The 17,119-nt window shown below is 55.5% G+C and carries 16 protein-coding genes and 1 pseudogene; 11 read left to right on the top strand and 6 right to left on the bottom strand.

Translation table 11 applies throughout. The features are described 5' to 3' along the window. The first annotated feature begins 159 nt into the window (after positions 1-159). Both HV822_RS12185 and HV822_RS12180 read left to right on the top strand, forming a co-directional pair. Entirely contained in the window at positions 160-1,416 is a 1,257-nt protein-coding gene (locus HV822_RS12185) for a tyrosine-type recombinase/integrase (RefSeq protein ID WP_238870356.1), read from the top strand. A 21-nt stretch (positions 1,417-1,437) separates the two neighbouring features. Next, positions 1,438-1,695, top strand: a pseudogene (locus HV822_RS12180) (integrase); the annotation flags it as partial. 95 nt (positions 1,696-1,790) lie between these two features. Here HV822_RS12180 and HV822_RS12175 read toward each other — a convergent pair. Then, positions 1,791-2,999, bottom strand: a complete 1,209-nt coding sequence (locus HV822_RS12175) for a DNA cytosine methyltransferase (protein WP_238870355.1) — start codon at positions 2,997-2,999, stop codon at positions 1,791-1,793. Beyond that, a complete protein-coding gene (locus tag HV822_RS12170) occupies positions 2,999-4,180 on the bottom strand; it encodes an HNH endonuclease (protein ID WP_238870353.1) in 1,182 nt (393 codons plus the stop codon). Before HV822_RS12170 ends, HV822_RS12175 begins: the two co-directional genes overlap by 1 nt. Positions 4,181-4,679: 499 nt before the next feature. Here HV822_RS12170 and HV822_RS12165 point away from each other — a divergent pair, with 499 nt between their 5' ends. From HV822_RS12165 to HV822_RS12140, 6 genes are all read left to right on the top strand, one after another. Continuing rightward, the gene (locus HV822_RS12165; protein ID WP_238870352.1) at positions 4,680-5,000 is read left to right on the top strand and encodes a hypothetical protein; all 321 of its coding nucleotides are present in this window, start codon (positions 4,680-4,682) and stop codon (positions 4,998-5,000) included. Between the two features lie 114 nt (positions 5,001-5,114). After that, complete coding sequence (locus HV822_RS12160) at positions 5,115-6,083, top strand: DUF932 domain-containing protein (protein WP_238870350.1); 969 nt, start codon at positions 5,115-5,117, stop codon at positions 6,081-6,083. A gap of 105 nt (positions 6,084-6,188) precedes the next feature. Further along, positions 6,189-7,196 carry a YqaJ viral recombinase family nuclease gene (locus HV822_RS12155; RefSeq protein WP_238870347.1) on the top strand — a complete coding sequence of 336 codons (1,008 nt, stop codon included), beginning with the start codon at positions 6,189-6,191 and terminating at the stop codon, positions 7,194-7,196. A gap of 81 nt (positions 7,197-7,277) precedes the next feature. Then, positions 7,278-8,231, top strand: a complete 954-nt coding sequence (locus HV822_RS12150) for a recombination directionality factor (protein WP_238870345.1) — start codon at positions 7,278-7,280, stop codon at positions 8,229-8,231. A gap of 32 nt (positions 8,232-8,263) precedes the next feature. Further along, a complete protein-coding gene (radC, locus tag HV822_RS12145; protein ID WP_238870343.1) occupies positions 8,264-8,752 on the top strand; it encodes a RadC family protein in 489 nt (162 codons plus the stop codon). 25 nt (positions 8,753-8,777) lie between these two features. Then, the gene (locus HV822_RS12140; RefSeq protein ID WP_238870341.1) at positions 8,778-9,119 is read left to right on the top strand and encodes a hypothetical protein; all 342 of its coding nucleotides are present in this window, start codon (positions 8,778-8,780) and stop codon (positions 9,117-9,119) included. Positions 9,120-9,132: 13 nt separating this feature from the next. Here HV822_RS12140 and HV822_RS12135 read toward each other — a convergent pair whose 3' ends face one another. Further along, positions 9,133-9,474 carry a helix-turn-helix domain-containing protein gene (locus HV822_RS12135; protein WP_238870339.1) on the bottom strand — a complete coding sequence of 114 codons (342 nt, stop codon included), beginning with the start codon at positions 9,472-9,474 and terminating at the stop codon, positions 9,133-9,135. A 139-nt stretch (positions 9,475-9,613) separates the two neighbouring features. Here HV822_RS12135 and HV822_RS12130 point away from each other — a divergent pair, with 139 nt between their 5' ends. Genes HV822_RS12130 through HV822_RS12120 form a run of 3 tightly spaced genes read left to right on the top strand, consistent with a single transcriptional unit; the run spans position 9,614 to position 10,770 of the window. Beyond that, entirely contained in the window at positions 9,614-10,054 is a 441-nt protein-coding gene (locus HV822_RS12130; RefSeq protein ID WP_238870337.1) for a hypothetical protein, read from the top strand. Between the two features lie 47 nt (positions 10,055-10,101). Then, positions 10,102-10,494 (top strand): hypothetical protein, encoded by a 393-nt coding sequence (locus tag HV822_RS12125; protein WP_238870335.1) that lies wholly within the window; start codon positions 10,102-10,104, stop codon positions 10,492-10,494. Positions 10,495-10,506: 12 nt separating this feature from the next. Continuing rightward, entirely contained in the window at positions 10,507-10,770 is a 264-nt protein-coding gene (locus tag HV822_RS12120; protein WP_238870333.1) for a hypothetical protein, read from the top strand. A 267-nt stretch (positions 10,771-11,037) separates the two neighbouring features. On the opposite strand, the gene HV822_RS12115 is transcribed toward HV822_RS12120, so the two are convergent. From HV822_RS12115 to HV822_RS12105, 3 genes are all read right to left on the bottom strand, one after another. Further along, positions 11,038-13,416 (bottom strand): SIR2 family protein, encoded by a 2,379-nt coding sequence (locus tag HV822_RS12115; RefSeq protein WP_238870331.1) that lies wholly within the window; start codon positions 13,414-13,416, stop codon positions 11,038-11,040. A 294-nt stretch (positions 13,417-13,710) separates the two neighbouring features. Next, the gene (locus HV822_RS12110) at positions 13,711-14,121 is read right to left on the bottom strand and encodes a DUF4259 domain-containing protein (RefSeq protein ID WP_238870329.1); all 411 of its coding nucleotides are present in this window, start codon (positions 14,119-14,121) and stop codon (positions 13,711-13,713) included. Between the two features lie 557 nt (positions 14,122-14,678). Next, positions 14,679-17,117, bottom strand: a complete 2,439-nt coding sequence (locus tag HV822_RS12105) for a helix-turn-helix transcriptional regulator (RefSeq protein ID WP_238870327.1) — start codon at positions 17,115-17,117, stop codon at positions 14,679-14,681. Positions 17,118-17,119: the final 2 nt, after the last annotated feature.

Raw genomic sequence — 17,119 nt, 5'->3', positions numbered from 1 at the left:
AATGGACACAAAACCCCTTGATTTATACCGCATCAAGGGGTTTTTCTTTTCCAATAGCGTCCACCAATAGACTATACGATCCATGTCATAACCGGGTACGCTACCGGGTACGATTAAGCCCATCCTCTTTTATCACCGGGTATGACGAAAGGATCAGCCATGGCACTAACTGACACCCAATGCCGTACTGCGAAACCTAGGGAAAAAGCCTACAAACTTACTGACGGGAATGGCCTCTACCTCGAAGTCAAACCAAACGGAGTTAAAGCCTGGCGCTACCGTTTCGAGCTGAACTCAGAAGGAATCAGAAAGGAGAGTCTGTTCGCCATTGGCAGCTATGTGACGCCTCCCAAGGGCGAGACACACGGGCAAGCGGAGGAACGCCGAAAAGGACGAAGCTTTACCCTTTCAGAAGCCCGTGAAGAACGCATGAAAGCTCGCTCGCTAGTGGCTCAAGGAATCAACCCGGCTCACTACAGGCAGCAAGAGCGCATCAAACGTGACCATGAGCGAGCCATAACCTTCAAAGCCGTTACACACGAATGGCTGTCACTGAAGGATTGGGAGGAGATAACCAAGTCCAGACGCCTCAAAATGCTTGAGCGAGTCGTGTTTCCCAAAATTGGCGAACTGCCAATCAAGGACATCAAACCCGCGCACATTCTAGAAGTACTCAAAACTGCGGCACAAAACAATGGGCCATCCGTTGCCGCCGAGGCAAAACGGAGCATGTCTGGCGTTTTCGAACTCGCTATCGCCACCCTTCGAGCCGACTCCGACCCTGTATACCCCGTCCGCAAAGCAGTGCCCGCAAATAAGACCCAGCATAAGCGACCATTGTCTGCAGAAGAAATTGGCCAGCTCCTACGAGATGTCGACTCCCACGGTGGGCGACACGAAACCCTCTGTGCCTTCATGCTGATGTGGATGACCCTATGCCGCCCAAACGAAGCGGTGGAAGCCGAGTGGTCTGAGTTCGACCTAGAGAAGGCCCTATGGTGCATACCGGCCGAGCGTATGAAAAAGCGTAAGCCCCACACCGTGCCACTGCCCAGGCAAGCAGTAGCAATGCTAAAAGCACTGCAACCAATAACAGGGAAATATGCACATCTTTTCCCCCACAGAGATGTCCGCACTCGACCCATGGTTTCCGCATCATTTCGCCAGATGCTCAACGTACTTGGCTGGGGAGGCAAATACAGCCCTCACGCCACTCGAACTACTGGAAGCACCAGACTGAACGAACTAGGTTACTCAGCAGACTGGATCGAACGTCAACTAGCGCACACCGAGCAGAACACGGTTCGCCGCACCTACAACCATGCGGAGTATCTAGCCGATCGAGCAGAGATGATGCAGCAGTGGGCAGATATGCTTGACTTGTGGAAGGACTCCAAAGCCGACCAGCCCATCTAGCAACACTAACCCCCAGCATCCCTGGTCAGCCACGGCATGCGCTCTATTGCGAGCACCGTTCTCAATGAATACGGGGTTGATCCGGAGCTCATCGAAGTCGCGCTGACACATGTGGACAAGAACGAAGTCCGTAGCGCTTACAACAGGGCTGACTACGTCGAGCGCCGCAGACCAATGATGGAGTGGTGGAGCCGGCATATTGAGCAAGCAGCGACAGGAAGCCTGTCTGTCGCTGCTTGTAATGAAGGAGACAAGGGAAAGGTTGTGGCAATTCGTTAGAAAAGCCTTTGAGCACAAGGGTGTTGCAATGCATCAACAAAGACAGCAGCAGGCGACACTATAGAATGCCGCGCATAGCCGCCAAGCCAGATTACCTAAGAAAAATAAGCAAGAGCTACTTGCTTCGCGAGCGTCGCGGCAAGTAGAGGAGGCACCGCATTTCCAACCTGCGTAAACTGCCTTGCCGTCGGCCCGACAAATCTGTAGTCATCTGGAAATGTCTGCAAACGCGCACACTCTCGAACACTTAACGTTCTCGGTATCTCGGGGTGTAAATGTGAGCGCCCACCTCCGTTTGTACCGCCCGCGATTACAGTCTTTGAAGGCTTGGTTGGCGTGAGGCGATCCACTCTCCCAAGCTGATCACGCTTCCCGTAATCCAAGGTGCGATATCGTGACACCGAAGCAATAGAGTGCTTACGAGTCTCATGATTTTCCAGGTGCTCAGGCGGCAACTCAGCAAGCACACTGCCGGCGCCGATATGCTCCCTTTTTTCCGGCATCTGAAACTCACCACCGACCCTAGCCCCAACCACAAACATCCGCTGGCGATACTGAGGCACTCCGTAATCCGCAGCATCCCAAACCTCAGGTTCAACAACACAATAACCCGCTTTCTCTAGAATTTTGATTGCCTCACCCAGCTGCTTTCCTCCATCCAGATCACGGAGCCCGGGAACATTCTCGATGACAAAAACCGCTGGACGGAAGTGAGCGATTAGCTTTACGAAGTCGAACAACAAGTTGCCGTTCTTTTCGTGCGCAAAGCCAACTCGCTTAAAGTTATCGCCAGACTTTGAAAAGCGTTGGTTCGCTGCGATCGAGAACGGTTGACAGGGTGGCCCTCCGACAAAGACACCGTCAAAAGGCATGCCAATCAGAGGAGCAAGCTGCTCGACGATTTCATCGGTTTTAGAGACATCACCATTATGATACGGAGGCCCAAAGACGCTCCATTTCGGACGATTGACGCGCAAGGTTTTGCAAAAAATCTCGTTGAATTCAAAGGCCGCCTTATGCTCGAACCCGAGCGCCTCGAAGCCAAGATCCATGCCTCCACAGCCAGTAAAAAACGAGACTATGGGAACCCCTTTCGCTATGGGTTGGAAAGAACTCAATGCAGGAGGCTTATCCCCCGTCCAGCGCAACGAGCGGCTGTTGGCATATACCAGGTCGTCAATTGTTGCTCCAACGCTTGCCATGACGGACTGAATATCCTCTCGCTCATCTGCAGCTCCAATCAGCTCCGATTGAGCATCATAAGGATGAGTGACGTCGATTTTGGCCGGTTTTGGCATCTGCATCAGGTACCCGTGGTAAGTAATTTCTTTGCTTTTTCGTAGACGGCCCTTGCCTGCTCAGCGTCGAGGAAGTCCTTTTGTCCCTGCTCTTTCAGCCAGCAGTCGTAGTACCGGTGGACAGCCCGATGACAAGTGGGGCACACAGCCACAAGATCATTGAGCATCGTACCATCTCTGGACGTTCTCGAACCAGAGCACAACGGGAGAAGGTGATGCACATCTAGCACCCGGGATACCCAGGGATATCGATGAGCCGTGTCCAGCGAGCAGAAATCGCAGATCGAAACAGGATAAAATTTAAAAAACTCTGACCGGATTTTGCTGTTACGCTCAATTACGATGTGTGTTTTTCTCGTCTTGACGCCCTCTGCGAAGCTGACGACGGAGAACCCTGCTTCCTCAACATCGCTTACTGCCGTAGTCGCGTAATCAAGCTCCAGCTCATCGACAGCTGAAGGAAAAAGGTCCGTGATCCTCAGTATCTCTTCTGCGGCACTCTCAAGATGCTCACCCCCGATAGGCGAAAGCTGCTGAAATATATTACCGGCGTCTTCTCTCGAAAGGGAGACAGTTACAGCTCTGCGATCAAGCGACAAATAAGATATCTGAGCGATAACACGTATACTTTCAGCCGCCTGCCGATGCTCACCAACGGCTCCCATGTCATGATCTACATTAATTAGCTCAATGAAGCTTGACTGGTCCTCGTCACCAACAAAACCAGAGTAAGCATATGCTGCGATGATCTGAGTAATCGTCGTTTCAGTTAGGCCAATCGCAGCTCTAGCCAGTAGGTATTTTAAAGAGAACAGCAGCGGGTACCGCAGAGATGCTGAGTGATCCCAATTGTGCAACGCTGGGGATGGATCAGAATAAGACTCGCTTAAATAATGAAAATACTCGTCTGCTGTAGTGCTGCCATCAGCAGCAAGAGCCTTTGCAACCTTCGTGGCTTTTGAGCCACCTCCCTCTTCGGGAACACAGAGCAAAGCCGAACGAAAAACTCGGCCGTAGTTCCTCCACGGCTTGTATCTCTCGTTGTCGGGAAGGAAAGGCAGGCCCGTCCCTGCAACCAGTTCGCCACGATCCATAAGACGAAGGTCACCGCTGAGGGCAAGCTTAGCGAGCTTCTTGAGATTATCGAACTGAAAATAATCAAGCCGTCCTTGGTCCCAGCTCCACATGTAGTTCACCCCTTCGTATATTTGATCCGATTGCCATTTCCTGTGCGCCGTCTTTTAGGGATAGAGCCCAATCACGCCTCCTCGCAGAGCCTTCCGTAACCCAGCCTCCGGGCAAACCACCTCGACGGAGGCCACGTTAAACCAACTAACAAAGCAAGGCCCCCTCTGCAAGCGCAGTGAGTACGGCTTCAAACCGACGCACAATCGGCAATTAGTTCACTCAAATTTCGCGACCTAAGGCATATAAGTCAAGGACTTACTAGACTCATATCTATTTATTCAGGCACCAATGCCGACATAGAGTGTCAGGTCCAGTCAATCGATTGCGCTCCTGACAACATCAGCATTGCTCTGCAGCGCGTACGCATCATCGGAAAGCTGGCGCGAATCACCCCCTCAAACAAGCGATATCCATTCGAATTTTCTTCAACCCTACATAACTCCCACGAGCCTACCCCAGCCAGTCCGCTCAACTGGCCTGTCTCGTGAGGAATTCTCTATGTCCAAATCCTGTCCGCGCTGTCGCTCACAGCGCGTGGTGTACTGCCATTACGGCAAGCGCATCGGTGGCACCGTAGGCACCGTGGCCGGTGCGTTCAGTGGTGCTGCAGCCAGCTCTGCATCCGGTGCTGCAGCTGGTTTGCGTATCGGCATGCAAGTCGGTGCATCTGGTGGCCCTACTGGCATTGGTGCGGGCGCGGTGCTTGGCGCTATCACTGGCGCCTTTGCTGGTTGCATTGCTGGACTGCGCTTAGGTCAGGTGCTCGATGAGCAACTGCTCTGCCGCTTCCGCTGCCTCGACTGCAACGCACACTTCTGATCCCCGCCCTTCCAGCTTTCTCTGTATTTCCCTGTCTCGCTTTGTCCCTTTCTCATTGTCTTTGACCGCCTGGGCTCTGTGGCTCGGGCGGTCTATGCCGTTTTGGAGGTTTCCATGGCACATCAAGTTGAAAACATGGCCTACGTTGGCACCACACCCTGGCATGGCCTGGGTAGCAAGCTGTCCCGCAATCAGCCGCTGGAGGTCTGGCAGCATGAAGCCGGGATGAACTGGCACATTGAAGAGTCTCCGGTACGGTTCCTGTCGGACTCCGCTGCGCACTTGGGCAGCATTCACACCTTCCCGGAGCAAAAGGTGCTCTATCGCTCGGACACCAAAGCCCCACTCTCAGTCGTCTCACAGCGCTACAAGGTGGTGCAGCCGTTCGACGTGCTGGAGTTCTACCGAGATCTGACTGAGTACGCAGGCTTTGAGCTGGAAACCGCGGGCGTGCTCAAAGGTGGCCGCAAGTTCTGGGCACTGGCGCGTACAGGGCAGGCCTCAGCACTCAAGGGTAACGATCTGGTCAACGGCTACCTGCTGCTGGCCACCTCCTGCGACGGCACCCTGTCGACCGTCGCCACGCCAACGACGGTACGGGTGGTATGCAACAACACCCTGGCCATCGCAGTGAATGGCGCTTCCGAGTCAATCAAGGTGCCGCACAACACCGAGTTCAACGCCAAGGCAGTCAAACGCCAGCTCGGCATCTCGGTCGCGCAGTGGGATGACTTCATGTACCGGATGAAGCATCTGTCTCAACGAAAGGTGAACACCGGTGAAGCGCTTGGCTACTTCCTGCGGGTGATTTGCGACACCGAGCAGGACGTGGAGGATCGCCGCGAACTCACCCAGCACCGCGCCCTGCAGAAAGTGCAGGATCTATACGCTGGCAAAGGACGCGGCTCTCAACTGGTATCAGCACAGGACACCGCGTGGGGCTTGCTCAATGCGGTGACCGAGTACGTCGATCACGAGAAACGCGCCCGCAGCATTGATCACCGGCTGGACTCAGCCTGGTTTGGTCAAGGTGCCACCCTGAAGCAAAAGGCTCTGGATCACGCCCTGGAGCTGATCGCCTGATTTTCCCGTACGGGTTTTCCGTTTCCCTCAATTCCCCTTTCTACTTACTCGCCTGAGCCCGATCAGTGTCTGCTGGTCGGGCTTTTGTGCGTCTGGAGTTTGCTTATGAATACGCATCAAACCACACCTACCAATGGCACGAACAAAGCTAACCGTGGCCTCCTGCGCTTGGTCAGCACCAAAGACCTGACTCGCAACGACTGGCTAGACGTGCGAAAACGCGGTATCGGCAGCTCGGATGCGGCAACCGCTATCGGCCTCAACCCCTACAAATCCCAGCTGGAGCTCTGGCTGGAGAAAACCAACCGTGACGTGGGACTCGCTAAACCCAACCCCGAAGACGACACCACCCCGGTGTTCTGGGGCGTGGTGCTGGAGCCGGTGGTGGCTTCCCAATATCAGCGCCGCACCGGCAACAAGGTGCGCAAGGTGAATGCCGTGCTGCGGCACCCTGACGTGCCCTGGATGCTGGCCAATATCGACCGGGAAGTGGTTGGCAGTAGTGAGGTGCAGATCCTTGAATGCAAAACGGCGGGTCTGAACGGTGCCCGCCTCTGGCGTGATGGCGTCCCCAAGTACGTCGAGGTTCAGGTCATGCATCAGTTGGCTGTCACCGGTAAGCAAGCGGCGGATGTGGCTGTGCTGCTCGGTGGGCAGCAGCTGGAGGTTTACCGCATCGAGCGTGACGAGGCGTTGATCGAGCAATTGATCGCCCTGGAGCGTCAGTTCTGGCACTACGTTGAGACCGACACTCCACCACCAGCAGATGGATCGGACTCGGCAGAAGCGGCACTGCGCCTGCTCTACCCCGCTGACGATGGTGAGCAGCTGGATCTTTCAGCAAATACAGCCCTGTCGGAGGCGTTCGATGAGCTCAAGCAGGTGCGCTCTTCCCTGAGTGATCTGGGCAAGCGCGAAGCCGAGCTCAAGCAGTCGCTGCAGCAGGCCATGGGCGAAGCCAGTAAAGCGCTCTTCGCCAGCGGCAGCATCAGTTGGAAGAAATCCAAGGACGGCACCGGTCTCGACCTGGATGCGCTGTTCAAGGACCACCCCGCGCTCAAGACGCAGTACCAGATCAGCAAACCCGGCAGCCGGCGCTTTCTGGTCAGTTGAGTCGCTTTATCTCCCATCACTCCCCTTCAGGCCGACTGCCGTTATGGCGTCGGCCTTTTTGTTTCCTCTAGGAGCATTCCCATGATCAAAGGCTTGGCAATCACCCCGCCCGTGCTCGGGCGTATCTCCATCGGTAAAGTAGTCGAGAAGAACGGCAAACGCCTGCCGGAGAAAGACGACCAGTTCACCATCACCTCGCAGGTCCAGACCCGCGATGGCTGGCTGGTCCATCCACTGGATGAGCTGCTGCGCAAGGAGCAAGGCGGCAAGATCCGCAGTATTCCGGTGCGCTTGCTGTTCAACGATCCGGAGCTCAACTTCCGCGCCGAATACAGTCTGTTTGACCGCACCAGTGGCCGACCGCTCTGTGTCGGTAACGGTGAGTCGTGCAAACGCTCGACGGCAGAAGGCATTCAATCGCTGCCCTGCCCTTCGCCTGACGGTTGCCCCTTGGCACCCGGTGGTAACTGTAAGCCCTATGGCCGATTGAACGTCGCCATCGGTGATGACGATCCGCTGGGCAGCTTTGTGTTTCGTACTACCGGCTACAACAGCATCCGCACCCTATCGGCCCGGTTGAGCTATCTGCAGGCATTGTCTGGGGATCGACTTGCGTGCCTGCCACTGGAGCTACGCTTGCGGGGTAAGTCCACCCGGCAAAGCCATGGCTCACCTATCTACTACGTGGATCTAACCCTGCGTAGTGGGCTGAGTCTTGAGGATGCTCTGGCCCAAGCACACCAGCTGGATCAGTCACGGCGCGATGCAGGCTTTGATCAGCACGCACTGGATGCCGCTGCACGTATGGGGCTCATCAATGGCGCCTTTGAAGACAGTGAAGAGGACTCGCATCTGGTCCTTGAGGAGTTCTATCCAGAGCAATCGGTGGCTGAGTCAGCGCCAGCAACCACCACGCAAAAGCCCACGCCGCAGTACAGCAGCCGTCGGAGCCGCAACGGTAAGCCGACCCTGCACGACCTGATTCTCGAACGTACCCACAACCTGCAACAAGCGAATCCACTCGCCAGCGCCTGAGCGGGTGGGTTTTCCTATATCAGGAGACCATCATGAGTAACCCAAAATCGTCGTCGGCCCTCGTGCCGACGGCAGGCATCGAGCTGTCCGAAACCGAAGTACTGAGCTGGGCCCAGTCCATACTGGAAGCCCGCTTTTATCGCAGTAACTACCTGACCAATCCGAACCTGGTTCGCGATTACCTCATCTCCCAGTTAGCCAATGAGGAGCGCGAAGTGTTTGGCGTCATCCTCTTGGACAGCCAGCACGGTGTGCTGCGTTTTGAACGGCTGTTCTACGGCACCATCGACAGTGCCAGCGTCTATCCCCGCGAGGTGATCAAAGCCGTACTCAATGCCAACGCCGCTGCTGTGATCCTCGCCCACAACCATCCGAGCGGTGTGCCTGAGCCCAGTCAGGCCGACCGCACCCTGACCACTCGCCTGAACACAGCCCTGCAAACCATCGATGTGCGCCTGCTCGATCACCTGGTGATTGGTGGAGCCACCGCGGTGAGCTTTGCCGAGCGTGGGTTGATCTGAGCGAAGCCGAAAAGGAGATCCACCCATGATGAAGACCTGCACCATCTGCCGTAGCGCCACACTGGTCCATCGGCAGAACCTGTGCACCCTGGCTGTGATGGCCGGGGTGTTGGATGCGCTGTTACGCCAGCACGTGGAGCGCCAGCAAGAGCAGCCTGAAGAGCCAGCCCCTTGGCGTCAGCTGGGGGAGTTGGTTGCGTTACTCCAGGCGCCAGCAACAACCATTGAGACAGGCGTTGAGCAAGGCGTTGCATTGGCAGACAACGCGGCAAAGCACTGGCTGGGTACTTTCGACAGCCTGTGCCTGAACTGCGGATTTCTGCTGATGGATGAGGCTGACGAGGAACCGCCTGCACCGTCTAAGTGAGGTGACTAAAACACTACTTCTGCAGACGCTCGGTCAGTTGCTCAACCAGCCGCATGACCAACTCTCGGTCCTCGGTCCCCAGCGGCTCCAGCATCGTTTTGAGGTGACGAGCCTGATCGTCCACATGCGAGCTACCGACCGTTAACAGGTCTACCGCTTCACAACCAAACAGCTCGGCCAGTTCGTATAACCGAGCAATCGACGGCATCGCCACACCCCGCTCCATCCGCGAGACAGCCTCAGGGCCAATCTCCAGCTTGCCGGCAACATCGTCCTGCGTCATGCCCGCCTTGGCGCGCATGTCTGCGATTGTGCGACCAATGCTCGCAGCCACTGTGTTCTCTGGTTTAGCCATAACCCCTCCTATTCGACTCGAATAGTTGGGCGTCGACCGATTGACATGAAGGACTTACAGCGATGAGAATCAACTCAACAGGTAGATTTGACGTCAATTTATACCCATTGACTCCCGAAACAGCACAGGAAAGGACGCCATGAAGAAATCGCTTTGCGCCACCGCATTGATCAGCGTGCTGAGCATCAGCAGTGTCAGCGCTGCCGAGTGGACCTCAGGTTGGGCTATGGGCACGACTGAGTACACCATCAACGACGGCAACCAAAATGAGTTGCTGATCGCCTGCTCGGACGACGACGGTAAGTACGTTCAGGCCTACGCCACTATCGATGGCCAGGTGTACAGCTCGGAGAAAGATCCGGGATTCAACGTCATTCTCGACGGCACCGAGTACACCAACCCGTTCGACACCTACTGCAACATCTGCGGCCAGTTGTTCCCCTCCTTCTGGGAGCACCTGCGTACCGCAAAAACGCTGCAGATCAGTCAGCGTGGCCAAACCGTCAGCCTGCCAACCACGGGCATCGACGTGATCAAACCGCTCGACCACCCCGAGAACACCTGCCGGGCGTCGTGGTAACCAAAAATCCAATAATGCTCAATGCGAACACCCAAGGAGCTAGCTGTATGGAGCAAAACAATCTCGACCAACGTGATCCGCGAGACGACGATGATGACTACATCGATGACTCTCTTCCTGTCCAAGTGAAGGTACTAGGCTGGGCGCTGGCAGCCTTCGCCGTGGCCATCTTCATGGTGACCTTCAACAATTCCGGCATGGTGCTGCGTGCGGGATTCTTCGCTAAAGCCTTTGCAGTGTTAGTCGGCACCTTGCTGGGTTGGGGTGGCGCCCTGCTGGGTGATGCCATCTGCCGCTTCGCGCGCCCGTCTGCGGTGTTCACGTCTGGCGGATTCTGCAGCCTGGTGTTCATCAAGCTGTTCTGGATTGCAGGCCCTCAGGTCATTGGTCTGTTCATTGGCGTCGCGCTGGGAATGTCCCAGGTGCTGAGCCGCATATAAAGGTAAACACGTGTGAAAAATAAACTGATGGCGGTATTGGCGCTGAGCGCACTGGCAGCTGGCTGCTCTAGCCCGGAAGACAAGATGCGCGGGGAGTTTCTCTCAGGCTGCGCTCAAGGTGGTGCAGGTAAAGAGGTATGTAGCTGCGTGTTTGACAAAGTGATTCAGGAATATGACCTGTCCTACCTGGAACGCGTAAAACGCACTGGCGCTCCGAGCGAGGAGTTCATCAGGTTCAACGTGCAAGCCACGCTACAGTGTAGCGGGGTCTACTGAGCAAAAGCACCTCAGCGGCCTTCGGGCCTGGCTGGGGTGCTTTTCTTTTTAGGACGACCCTCACAAACCATCCCAGTAACCACTATCCAAGCAATAGCTAATCCGCACAGTCTTCCCTATCACCGGAGGGCACATCAGCTTTATCGCAAGAAATGGCCATGAGCAGACCGTTACCCTTCTAAATCCCACCGCTTTTCCAGGGTGGTGAGAAAGAAGCACACGGCGCAAGGCGGCAGAAAAGCTCGATATCTACAGACCACAAAACGATTAACGCTGGTCGATAAACATCTTGGCGGCATCCTCGACGCTCGTACGAATGGCCTCAGAACCTGCTGCTGCCTTGAAGGCATCTGGCAGCGAAGAGAGAGACTTTTCCACCTTTAGAAGCCAGAACTGCAAGGCGGTTCGCTCGCCGTTTACCAAATCGCCAAGCCGTGCCATCACAAACGGCTGAACGTGCTCAAGCACTTTCACAGCGTAGAACCGGTGACTCCCGTCGCCGAGCATGGCATTGATCCGCTCAAACCCAAGAATAATGGCATCAATGTTGAAAATAGCCTGCCCCGAGCTCTGCTCCGTCGCACGCATCAGCGCTATACGAAAAGCCTGGGTATCAATTTGGTAGGTTTGAAAGCCGGGGAGCTCGCTGGCCTTTCTATAAGCCGTAGCAATGAACTCGTCGGCCGCATCGAGCCGAGTTTTTTCCGCCATCGCTATCGCATACTGAAGCCAAAAGAGCGGCTCACCATTCACCCGCTCATCATATCGCAAACGTTCATAGATGCTGGAGATGACGGTATCCGGATCGCCCTTGCCGCGCAGGGTTCTCCGCAAGCTCGAATACGCAATCATGTTCGACATAAGAACTCGATAGAGTCGCTCAGTTCGCCGCAGTGCAGCGGCCAGCGTCACCTCGACAACAGCTTCGGCGATCTCCTCTGGTCCAATGAACGCAGCTATCACAAACGAGGAGAAGATAGATGATCGGGCTCTGAAGCCATCGGCCGAAGTCTCGAAAATTTCATGCGATAGATCCTCTAGCGGTTTGAGAGCCATAAATGGATCCTCACCAACTACGCTTCTCACGAATGATGCACCGACGGAGCCTTGATGGGTGGCAATCAGCATCGTCATAGTCAAAATTCGCCGGGTAGCCCTATTTTCAAACAGAGGGGCTAGAGCCTCTTTCACACGGTCGCGGACTGCGGCATTGTCGAAAAGATCAAGCAAAAGGTCCCGTAGGTCGCCACGATGCTCTGGATCAGGAGCACGAAGCCCTGCACTCTCGCACAGCCGCCCAAATGAGGCTATTTCGGATCGTGTTAAGGCGTTAAGGCTAATCCGATCAAACGGTTGAGGCAGAAGCTGTATGAATTCGTGGAAACGAACCTCGAACGTCCCCGTCCGCACTTCCACCACGAGCTTAGCCTGTGGAAGCGCATCGCGGAGGCCACGTAAACTATCTTGAGCAGCCGAGTATTGGTCGACAAATACGACCAATCGATCGACCCCAGCCAGTGCCGCAACCTCACGCTGAAAGTCCGGGTGACCGAGTTGGAGCTGAAGACAAGTCCATCCTCTCGACGAAAGCTCGAATGCAAGTAATTGAAGGAAAATCGACTTGCCATTACCAAGGCGACCATCGACAACGAGCGATGCCTTACTCTCAACAGCATCAGCCGCCGTGCGCACCGAATCCGACCGAGCAATCGCGTACTCCTCACTTGGTTGCGAGCGAGCAAGACGAGCAGGATCGAAATTGCCATAGACTAGAAGATCAAACACCTCTGTAGCGGTCGGACGAGCGACTGCTTTTCTGTCTCGTACAGGCGACAACGAGCGGAAAGAGCGTAGATTATCCAACGAAGGAGCAACAGAGCGTGGGGTACGCGCTAGAATCTCAGCGAAGCCGTCGGTGCCTATGAACATAGTGCGCCCATACTGCGCAGTGCGTCTCAGGAACGTTTCGTCGACGGTAGGTCCTTGTATGAAGATAGTTCGCTCAGCAAGTTTAGGGTTGGCCATGAGAAGACCAGCGATATGATAATCGGCAAGGCTGTATCCGACGATATATAGGGTACTTGCAAAAGCCAAATCGCGCTGAAATTGGTTGTACCAGAGTGAGCGCACGACATACTGGTTCACGTAGGATCCCTCGCCGAGAACCAAGCTTTTCATCACATTATCAGCTGTAATCAGTCGGATGCTTCCATGGAGATGCACTACTGCGCCGTGAGGAAGCTTGTTCGGAACTGGCTCCGAGATATCGAAGGCATTCGGCGGCACTTTCTTTTTTAACCTGTGCAACTCGACCGCATCATCGTAATTAGTAGAGTAGATACGTCGCCAAGGCTCATTTAATACAGCTGTTTGTCCAGCAGTTAGCTCGGTCAGCCGAAAAATCCTATACAACTCGTCACGAAGCTTACCGGAGTCATGCTCGGCAAACTCCTCGCTGAGAACTTGCAGGTCGTAGTCCGTATCTCTGGGCAGGTTAAGTTGCTCAATAAAGTGGTGCCGCAACCCCCTGCCGTTGGGCGGGGTACCATTCGCGATGTTGCTTGCGCCGAGGCTGAATCCAGAGCCTAGGAAGAGAATAGAGGAGTCGGGATCGAACTCTCCAATTACGTCAATATCATGCGTCATCATTCCTCCGTTCATGAGACAGTTTGCTACTGCACAACCTAGGCCTGCTGTGAGACCGCTGTTAGTGAGCGATCACGCCCGACTGCAATACTAGCAGGATGTTGGTCATGAGCCTCAGAGCGTCAAGCAGGCTGGTGCGGGCACCAGCCTGCTTGACGGTGTTGTAAGACTTGCACAGCGCGAAACCTTAGTCATGGTGTCTCTGATCAGTCCGGCGTACTCACAACTCATACGGGGTTCGCCCAACGCCTGAGCTAAGTCGAGCCACGAAGCAGCTTCGGCTTGAATGCATCATTAGAAACCAAGAGCTGACTGCAGCGCCTTGATTGATGACTCCCAGCTCCCAAAATCCTCACTCTCCTCCCACAGCTCCCTCAGTTCAGAGTCAGGCCCCATGAAGCGCACGAGCGCTCCATTGGTCTTGGACAGCAAGTCTTGGGAGGGTTTGGCAGTGATGGATTTGATCCAGGCATCTACCTCTTCGGAGTTGCTATCAGTCTGCGTGCTGCGCCCAAGGGCCTTAGCAAGAATCTCCGCAGCGGCGACAGCCTCACTGGCTAGATCTGAGTCAAGGTAGTCGCTGCCATTGTCGAGAACAGCTTGGATAGCTTCGGTAATCAGTGAAAAGTCTCGCCGCTCATCAAGGCCATATGCCCAATCGCAAGCAGTGTCATTGCCGAACGGGTTGTGCGACCAAGCTCCCATGCAGGAATCTCCTTGAAATTTGAACTTGGTGACTAACTGTTGAGTGAACCGGCGGCGTTATGATGGCATGTCAGTGACTTACTCAAAACACCCGTACTAGGCCGATCAAATACAAATTCTTTCTTTAATAAGCTCTTCAGAAGCCAGACGCCCTGCCCTACACGGAACCAGCACCTTTCGAGGGCATTGAGGAAGGCTTCTTCTCACACCACAGACAGGCATTACAGCTCGTGCCAGTTAGGATCTATCATTCGGCTGTGCAAGACCAGCAAGATATTCATGATCGGACACCTGATCGCCCGCGGCTGTGCAGTCCAATTAAAGCAACCAACGCCGGGGAAAAAGTACGATCCGCCCTGGACATGTTCCCACCAAGTCAGAATGGTAAATGCAGCGCCAGCTACTCAGCCCTGCATTCACCACCTGGCTTGATCAGCTATGGAACGCAAGGTGAAAACCTAGCTGGGCAAAACAAGTCAGGCTCGACTGGCAATTAAGCGCAAACAAACCCTGCACCGGTACAAAGCTCCCAGAGTAAAGGTATCTTTTATATGGACCTACTCCAGGAAGATACCAAGCAGTTTTGCCTTGGCAATCGCCTGTGTGCGCCTAACCACACCAAGCTTCTTGTATATCCGTTGCAAATGCGCCTTGACCGTATGCAACGAAATAAACAACTGGTCGGCGATCTGCTTGCTGGCCAACCCGGCAGCCACCAACCTCAGCACTTCCACCTCGCGTGCGCTCAGCAGCTCTTCCTGAGCTTCAATTCCACGCTCGGTATATCTACCCAACAACTCAGGAAACAGCCGGCACATTTCATCGGAGATGCCAAACAATCCCAGGTCATGGCAAGGCTTGAACAGAGCTTCTATCTGCGACAGGCTCGGCATGTGACAGGCCGCCCCGTATTGAGCCAGCTTCAACAACGCCTGGCTTTCCGCGCTGAGGGTGATCAGGCCGCGCTGCAGCGCGTAGGCCAGCACATCCTGTATCTGAGCAATAGCCTTCTGATACTGCCCCAGCAGCATCCACGCGATGGATTGGTATAGCTGGCAGCGCTGGAGCATCTCGAATGAAGCCGGTGGTGGCGTCAGGCTTGGCTGGTCTGCGTAGTCGCGCAGCAACTCGCCAAGCGCTTCTTGCGCAAGCTGGAAGCGCCCCTGATACAAACGAACTATGCTGCTGGCAAACGACAGGTACGGGCGATAGACCTCATCTGGAATATGATTGCGCTGCATGCAGCGCTCGGCATCCTGTAAGTAATCCAGAGCAGCGGCATCGTTATGCGCCCCCAAGGCGATGAAAGCCAGACCGCAATACCCGTAGAATGCGCGATGGTCGCCCCAGCGCAGGGTCTCCTGCAGGCCGCAGGTGAAATAGCGGTGCGCAGCAGCCAGCTTGCCCTGGCGCAACATGAGCTGCCCCAGCCGCAGATGGATACGGCCCAGCACTGGACTCTGATTGATATCATCCTCATTGAGCAGCAGACATGCTTGCTGCAACACCCGTTCGGCTTCAAGCAATGCACCACGGTGCTCCAGCAGCTGCGCATGGTCCAGCTCCAGATAGGCTTCCAGCACCACGCTTCTCCGCTGCCTGGCCTGGCGCAGGCCGGTCCGGCTCAAGCGCTGCGCAAGTTCCAGATCGGCAATCAAGAGAGCCTGCTGGGTTAAAGCGCTGTAGCAGGTCAGTCCCAGCTCCCAGAAGGCTTCCCCGGTCTGTTGCAAGCCCTGTTCAAGCAGAGGAAGAGCTTGCTCGCGCCGCCCCTCGAGGTGATGACTCCAACCACAGAACACCTGCCACTGGGTGACGATGGCGGCCTCCAGCTCGGCACTAGGCTGGGGCATGAACTTGGCAAAGTGCTCCATGGTCATAGCCGCTTCTCGTAACTGCCCAGTGAAAATCTGAGCACCGGCCAGCAGCGCCACCAATCGCGGCGAGCTCGGCAGGATGTCCTCGGGCACCATCTCCTGCAGACGTCTAAGCACAGTAACGTTATCGCCGCTCATGGACTGCTCATCAGAAACCCACTGCACCATGCTGAGCGCCTCCGCCTCCCGGCCGGCATGTAACGCATGCTCCACAGCTAGCTGCCAATGGCCCTGGCCTGCATACCATTGGCTGGCACGCTGGTGTCCTGACGCCGGGACACCAGCCCAGCAATTGACCATCTGGCGCACTGGCTCATGCATGCAGTACCAAAAACCGCTTTCACCTAAAGGTTCAATGTAAGCACCCAACTCCACCAGCCCCTGCAACCGGAGCGCGCAATCAAACTCACGCCCCCCGGTAACGTAAGCTACTAACGCCGCGCAAAACCGACCAAGTTGTGCCAGCAGCAACCACAAATCACGCTCTTCATCGCTCAGCTGTACCAACAGCTCACTCTCAAGATACTGCCGCAGCGAGGCCGGCCAGTGCGGTTGCAGGTCCGCGCGGTCCGCAGTCAGAAAACTCCGTACGGCAATGCACCAACCCTCGGTCTGCCGGGCAATGGCCAGTTGCTGTCTGCTTGGCAAGTCTAAAGCGCCACAATCCAGCAAAGCCTGCCTCTCCACAGAGGTGAACGCCATGGTCGACCAACCACCCGTCTGGAATACATCACCCTGCACGGCGAGACGACTGAAGACTTCAGACAAGGGGCGGCGGCAACTCACCCACCAGGTAATAGACGGAGAACTTGCTTGAATCAACTGCACTAGCAGGTCATCCACCCCAGCAACGGGTTTCCTACAATAGTCATCCAGCACTAGGTGCACGGCTTCATCCTGATTACTCAGCAGCCGAGCCAAGCTTGAAAATGACCTCACATCTACCCCAAAGACACTCCCCAGCTGCTGCATCAAGGTCTCTGGATCACTCAGACTAGCCAACTGCGGCACCCAGTGCACCGTGGCCTCTGTTGGCAACTGCTGCAGACATTCCAGCAGCAATACCGTTTTGCCGGTACCGGCCGGTGCGCAGAAGAGCAATACACGAGCATGAGCCTGCAATA

Source organism: Halopseudomonas maritima (genome assembly GCF_021545785.1).
GTDB lineage: Bacteria > Pseudomonadota > Gammaproteobacteria > Pseudomonadales > Pseudomonadaceae > Halopseudomonas > Halopseudomonas maritima.
The sequence above is the reverse complement of the archived record's forward strand: the minus strand, read 5'-3'. Positions and strand labels throughout refer to the sequence as shown.

Coding starts and splice junctions, on each gene's coding strand:
- HV822_RS12135 (WP_238870339.1), bottom strand. CDS start 9,474: ATGGCTAAACCAGAGAACACAGTGGCTGCGAGCATTGGTCGCACAATC.
- HV822_RS12165 (WP_238870352.1), top strand. CDS start 4,680: ATGTCCAAATCCTGTCCGCGCTGTCGCTCACAGCGCGTGGTGTACTGC.
- radC (WP_238870343.1), top strand. CDS start 8,264: ATGAGTAACCCAAAATCGTCGTCGGCCCTCGTGCCGACGGCAGGCATC.
- HV822_RS12130 (WP_238870337.1), top strand. CDS start 9,614: ATGAAGAAATCGCTTTGCGCCACCGCATTGATCAGCGTGCTGAGCATC.
- HV822_RS12175 (WP_238870355.1), bottom strand. CDS start 2,999: ATGCAGATGCCAAAACCGGCCAAAATCGACGTCACTCATCCTTATGAT.
- HV822_RS12170 (WP_238870353.1), bottom strand. CDS start 4,180: ATGTGGAGCTGGGACCAAGGACGGCTTGATTATTTTCAGTTCGATAAT.
- HV822_RS12150 (WP_238870345.1), top strand. CDS start 7,278: ATGATCAAAGGCTTGGCAATCACCCCGCCCGTGCTCGGGCGTATCTCC.
- HV822_RS12185 (WP_238870356.1), top strand. CDS start 160: ATGGCACTAACTGACACCCAATGCCGTACTGCGAAACCTAGGGAAAAA.
- HV822_RS12115 (WP_238870331.1), bottom strand. CDS start 13,416: ATGACGCATGATATTGACGTAATTGGAGAGTTCGATCCCGACTCCTCT.
- HV822_RS12160 (WP_238870350.1), top strand. CDS start 5,115: ATGGCACATCAAGTTGAAAACATGGCCTACGTTGGCACCACACCCTGG.
- HV822_RS12110 (WP_238870329.1), bottom strand. CDS start 14,121: ATGGGAGCTTGGTCGCACAACCCGTTCGGCAATGACACTGCTTGCGAT.
- HV822_RS12155 (WP_238870347.1), top strand. CDS start 6,189: ATGAATACGCATCAAACCACACCTACCAATGGCACGAACAAAGCTAAC.
- HV822_RS12125 (WP_238870335.1), top strand. CDS start 10,102: ATGGAGCAAAACAATCTCGACCAACGTGATCCGCGAGACGACGATGAT.
- HV822_RS12140 (WP_238870341.1), top strand. CDS start 8,778: ATGATGAAGACCTGCACCATCTGCCGTAGCGCCACACTGGTCCATCGG.